We start from the raw sequence: 5467 nt of genomic DNA on the forward strand, positions 1-5467 counted from the left end.
AGGCTGGCTTCCATGAGCAACCCCTCGCCCCGCGTGCTCCTCGTCGAGGACGACGACGCGCTGCGCCTCGCCGTCGGCTCGTCCCTGCGCGGCGCAGGGCTACACCGTCCAGGACGAGGCGACCGGCGCGACGATCCAGCAGGTCGCGGCGGCGTTCCAACCCGACCTCGCCGTCCTGGACGTCCGCCTCCCGGTGGGGCCGAGCGGGCTCAGCATCGCCCGCGTGCTGCGTGACGCCGACGGGGAGCTACCGGTCATCTTCCTGACGGCCGCCGACTCGACCGACGACCGCTTGGCGGGGTTCGCCGCCGGCGCCGACGACTACCTCGTCAAGCCGTTCGCGATGGCCGAGCTGCTCGCCCGCGTCCAGGCCCTCCTCCGCCGCGCCGGCAAGCTCGTGTCCGACGTCTGGCAGGTCGGCGACATCGTCGTCGACGAACACCGTCGGCGCGTCCACCGGGCCGGCACCGAGGTCGAGCTCACCCGCACCGAGTTCGACCTCCTCGTCGCCCTCGGCCGCACCCCCGACCGGGTCCTGTCCAAGACCCAGCTGCTGTCGATCGTGTGGGGCTTCAGCGACCAGGACGTCAACGTCGTCGAGGTCCACGTCAGCGCCCTCCGACGCAAGCTCGAGCGGCACGGTCCGCGGGTCATCTCGACCGTGCGTGGGGCCGGCTACCGCCTCCGCCCGCACGCCTGATGCGTACCCCGTCGCTGCGCCGCCGCGTGACCGTCTCCGGCGTCGTCGTCTTCATCGTGCTCGTCCTCCTGCTCGACGGGTTCGTCTACCTCACCCTCCGGGCACGGCTCGAGGTCACCTTGGACGAGGTCCTGGCCACGCGCGTCGAACTGGTCGCCGGGCTGGCGGAGCTGGTGGACGACGGCGCCGAGCTCGCCGAACGCCTCGGTGCCCGCGGCATCCCGGCCGTGGTCACCACCGCCGACGGGCAGCGCATCAGCTCCGGAGCGCTCCCCCGGTTCGACATCAACCCACCGGGGTCCCCGGACCTCCCCCCGGACCGGAAGACGACGACGCTCGCGCTGGACAGCGGCGGCAGCGGCGAGGTGTCGGTCTCGCGCGCGGGTGTCGACGAGACCCTGCGGCGTGTGGCGCTCGTGACCCTGCTCGGCACGGCGGTCGCGGCCATCGCGGCGCTGCTGCTGTTCCGTCGCAGCGCCGAGGTCGCCATGGGACCGCTCGACGAGGTCGTGGCCGCCGCGGACCGGACGGCGGCGGGCCGCACCGGGGAACGGCTCGACCCGGACCGACCCGACACCGAGCTCGGCCGGTTCGCCGTCGCCTACGACGCGATGCTGGATTCGCTCGAGGACGCGCTCGAACGCACCCAACGGACCGAGGAACGGACCCGCCGGTTCGTCGACGACGCCGCCCACCAGTTGCGGACGCCCCTCGCGACGGTCCGGGCCTCGGTCGAGGCGCTGCTCCGCGAGCAGGACCCGGAGGTCCGTGATCTGCTGTACGCGTCGCTGGTTCGTGAGGCGGCCCGCGCCGACCGGCTGCTCAGCGCCCTGCTGCTGCTCGCCCGCATCGAGGGCGACCGCACGCCGGACCGCACCCCCACGGACATCGCCGCGCTCTGTCGTGACGAGGTCGCTCGTACCGGCAGCAGGTCCCCGTCGATCGATCTCGACCTCGACATCGAGGGGGATCCGGGTCGGCCCGCCATCGACGGCGAGACGGTGCGCGAGGCGGTGTCGAACCTGCTGGACAACGCTCGCCGTCACGCGGCCACGCGCGTCGAGGTGACCGTGCGGGCCGACCGCGACGCCGGCGTCACGGTGGTGACGATCCGCGACGACGGGGACGGGGTGCCGGAGGACCGGACCGAGCGCATCTTCCAGCGCTTCGCGTCGCTCGACGGGCGTGGCGGTTCCGGGCTCGGCCTGCCCATCGCGCGGGCCATCGCCGAGAACCACGGCGGCAGCCTCACCTACGAGGGGGGCGCCTTCATCCTGACGCTCCCGACGGACCCGACCGTTCAGACCTGAACGCGTGCCGCACCGATCCGGTGGAGGACCTCGCTCAGGGACCGTAGGTCGTCGGGGCTCACGGCAGCGATGGCGCCCGCCTCGACCGATGCGAGGTCGAGCGCGGCCAGCTCCGAGACGGTCACGACCTCGCGTCCGGGGTCGAGGTGGCGCAGGACCGACACGAGCCGCAACCCGAGCGGACCGGACATCGCCACGTCCAGCACGATCACGTCCGGGTGGGTCTCGACAGCGGCGCGCAGCAGGTCTGCCCACCGGTGCACGGTGGCCACGACCTCCGCGCCGCCGTGCGCGACGGCGAGACCGAGCGCGCTCGACGCGGTGACCGTCTCCGGCCACAGCACCAGGCACGTCGTGGGACCGTGCTCGATCGATCCCATGTGCGTCCTCGTGTGCGTGCCGGCCCCCAGCATCGCCGCCCCGCCTGAAGGCGAGCTGAGGAGCGGGCGGCCGTCCGGCCGGACCCTCACCTCCAGGGAACCCGCGCCGGCGCGGGTTCCCACCACCTCGACCGGCCACGGACCCACCTCGACCTTGAGACAACGCGCGCCGGCGCGCGTTTCCCGTCGAGGCTGGAGGCGGCCTAGCCTGCACCGCGCGGCGACCGAGCCGCCGACCGAACTCGAGGAGCCACCGTGAGCACCGCGAACCCGACCCTGGCCCGCCCCGGCGCGCTGACCGACCTGCTGCCCGGCGAGCGCGTCCGTGACGTGGCCCTCACCGTGGGCTTCACCGGGCTCATCGCCCTGTCGGCCGAGCTGTTCTTCTACCTGCCCGGCAACCCGGTCCCGATCACCGGCCAGACCTTCGTGGTGCTCGCCGGTGCGATCGCCCTCGGCGGCAAGCGGGCGACGGCCGGGGCGCTGCTCTACCTCGCCCTCGGTGCGCTCGGCCTGCCGTTCTTCGCAGCCAGCGGCGGCGCGACGCTCGGCTACATCGTCGGCTTCGCGGTCGCTGCGCTGCTGCTCGGCACGTGGGCCTCGCGCGGCGGCGCCCGCACCGTCGGCGCCGTGACCCTCGCGATGGTCGTCGGCAACCTCGTCATCTACGCCTTCGGCGCGACCTGGCTCGGCATCTTCACCGGCCAGGGCGCCGAGTTCGCCGTCGCCAACGGCGTCGTGCCGTTCCTGCCCGGTGACGCGGTCAAGATCGCCGCTGCCGTCGCCGTCCTGCCGACGCTCTGGAAGCTGGTCGAGCGCCGCGACGACGCCTGAACGACCATCCGTACGACGAGGGGCGCCCCGTGGGGCGCCCCTCTCGCGTGTCCCGCACGGGGATCAGCCCTCGCCGACCTCGCCGGCGGAGTTGACGAACCGGATCAGCACGTCGACCTGGTTCGGCGGTCCCGCCCAGTTGTGCACGACCAGGCGGTAGTCACCTGGCGCCGGGCGCGCGAGCGACAGTGACTCGCTGGCGAGGTCGAAGCTCGCGCCGGTCGCGACCGTCTCCCAGCCACCTGCTGCCGTCGCGCGCTGCAGATCGAGGTCCACGTCGCCCGGCAGGGTCAGCGAGGCGACCGCGTCCAGCCGGTGGTTGTCGAAGCCCTCGAGCACCTCGAACCCGACGATGGCCTGGGTGACTCCGTCGACCTGGACCTCACCGAGGCCCGGGGCGACGACGGTCACCGACTCGTTGACGGGAGCCTGAGCGGGGCCGGCGGGCTGGGGCTCCCCGCCGCCGACCTCCTCACCCTCGCGGAGCGGGACGTCGGCGAAGATCGACGCGTCGGGGAGCACCGACAGCCGGTAGCCCTCCGACTCCGGCCCCGTGTGGACGGTCACCTGCAGCTCGGTGGCGAACGTCGGGACGTGGTCGCCGCTGGTCGTGCCGACCGACAACACCAGCCGCTCCCCCGCCAGGACCCGGTGGGCCTGGGTGAAGCACTGCAGGTCGATCGCCATCACCTCGCCGGGGATCACCGGCGATGGCGTGTCGACCGAGTCACGCAGGTGGGTGTTGGCCGCGCAGAGGTTCGCGCGACGTCGCGTCCCGTCGGTGCCCTCCACGAGCAGCTCGGTCACGAGGTGGACGACCTGGCCGGTCACGGACACGTCCAGCTGGAGCTCGGGCAGCCCGAGGAACACCACGTCCTCCCCGAGCGGTGCCGACACGAACTCGGTCGACCCGTCACCGGCGATAGCGGTGAACGAGGCCGACGAGGCCTCGGTCGGTGCCTCGGTCGACAGCGACCCGTCGGAGGCGTCGAGGTGGAGCTGCTCGATGGTGCGCGTCGGCTGCCAGCCGTCGGTCACCGTCACGGTCTCGCCGTTGAGGAAGGCCTCGACCGGCGGGCCGGTCGGGACGTCCCGCTCCATCAGGTGCTGGTCGAACCAGGCGTGCAGCGCGAACTTCCACTGGTCGAAGCGGCAGGTCACGTGCCCCTCGGAGCAGGTGGTGTTGCCGGCCGAGCCGTGATCCCACTGTCCGATCCACACCTTGTCGTCCGCACGGGGTTCGCGGTCGGCGAAGAACCACTCTGCGGCGGGGATGCGGGCCGCGTTGTCGTTGACGCCGTGGATCATGAAGATCGGGATGTCCGCCGCGGCCGCGCCATCGCGCCAGTCACGCTCCGCGTGCCAGCCCTGGTACTGACCGGTGACCTGACCGTGCCCGGCGGTCGCCGCCGAGTTCGGCAGCCCGCACCCGAACTGCGGGTTCGGGAACGCATCGGCGTTGTCGCCACCCGGCAGGTCCCGGTCGAGCGCGAGCTGCTCGTAGGCGAAGACCGGCCCCACGTACTGCAGGAACCACGGCACTCCGCTGTGGAACTGGTGGTCGTACATCGACGCCAGGCCGGCGGAGGGCGCGATGGTCACGAGGCCGTCCGGGTCCTGCGCCGCCGCGACCGACGGGGTGGAACCGACGTAGCTGTGCCCGGTCATGCCGACGCGTCCGGTCGACCACACCTGGTCGGCAGCCCACTCGACGATCAGCTCGAGGTCGGCGGCGTCGTTCGGGCCGAGGTGGTCGAGGCAGCCGGTGGAACGGCCCGTGCCGCGCAGGTCGACCATGACGACCGCGTACCCGCGCGGTGCGAAGTACCCGGTCATCCCGATCGGGGCGCCACCCTCGTCCTTCGGGTCGGGGAAGACGCGGATCCCCTCCCTGTCGGCGAGCGTGCCGTGGTACGGGCTCGCCTCGAGGATCACCGGCCAGGGACCGTCGCCGTGGACGGCCGGGTCCGGACGGGTCACCTCGACGTACAGCGACTCCCCGTCGAAGGTCTCGACCATCTCCGAGGTCTTGACGATCTCCGGACGGTCCGGCTGGGAGAGCTGGTCCGAGATCGCGATGTAGTCCAGCGGTGCGAGCGGCTGGTCCCCGCCGTCGCCCGGGTCCTCCGGGTCCTCGGGGTCCACCGGGTCGATCGGATCGCCGGGGCGGTCCGGCTTCCCCTTCCCATCGGGCTTGCCCTTCCCGTCGGGCTTGCCCTTCCCGTCGGGCTTGCCCTTCCCGT

At 72.9% G+C, this 5467-nt stretch carries 5 protein-coding genes; 3 read left to right on the forward strand and 2 right to left on the reverse strand.

Annotation, left to right across the window (positions count from 1 at the left end; translation table 11 throughout):
• The first annotated feature begins 133 nt into the window (after positions 1 to 133).
• A complete protein-coding gene (locus WEB03_RS03040; RefSeq protein WP_368069499.1) occupies positions 134 to 700 on the forward strand; it encodes a response regulator transcription factor in 567 nt (188 codons plus the stop codon).
• Positions 700 to 2010, forward strand: a complete 1311-nt coding sequence (locus tag WEB03_RS03045; RefSeq protein ID WP_368069495.1) for an ATP-binding protein — start codon at positions 700 to 702, stop codon at positions 2008 to 2010. The genes WEB03_RS03040 and WEB03_RS03045 overlap by 1 nt, the downstream gene beginning before the upstream one ends.
• On the opposite strand, the gene WEB03_RS03050 is transcribed toward WEB03_RS03045, so the two are convergent.
• Complete coding sequence (locus WEB03_RS03050) at positions 2001 to 2390, reverse strand: hypothetical protein (protein WP_368069496.1); 390 nt, start codon at positions 2388 to 2390, stop codon at positions 2001 to 2003. The genes WEB03_RS03045 and WEB03_RS03050 overlap by 10 nt on opposite strands.
• A gap of 255 nt (positions 2391 to 2645) precedes the next feature.
• On the opposite strand from WEB03_RS03050, the gene WEB03_RS03055 reads away from it, so the two are divergent.
• On the forward strand, positions 2646 to 3224 hold the full coding sequence (locus tag WEB03_RS03055; protein ID WP_368069497.1) for a biotin transporter BioY: 579 nt from the start codon (positions 2646 to 2648) through the stop codon (positions 3222 to 3224).
• A gap of 63 nt (positions 3225 to 3287) precedes the next feature.
• Here WEB03_RS03055 and WEB03_RS03060 read toward each other — a convergent pair.
• The coding region (locus WEB03_RS03060) for a CocE/NonD family hydrolase (RefSeq protein WP_368069498.1) at positions 3288 to 5467 on the reverse strand (2180 nt) is incomplete at its 5' end.

This window comes from Nitriliruptor sp., from assembly GCF_040882075.1.
Taxonomy (GTDB): domain Bacteria; phylum Actinomycetota; class Nitriliruptoria; order Nitriliruptorales; family Nitriliruptoraceae; genus Nitriliruptor.

What these genes read in the sequence shown, in the direction of transcription:
- WEB03_RS03045 (WP_368069495.1), top strand. Translation starts at nt 700, where the DNA reads ATGCGTACCCCGTCGCTGCGCCGCCGCGTGACCGTCTCCGGCGTCGTC.
- WEB03_RS03050 (WP_368069496.1), bottom strand. Translation starts at nt 2,390, where the DNA reads ATGGGATCGATCGAGCACGGTCCCACGACGTGCCTGGTGCTGTGGCCG.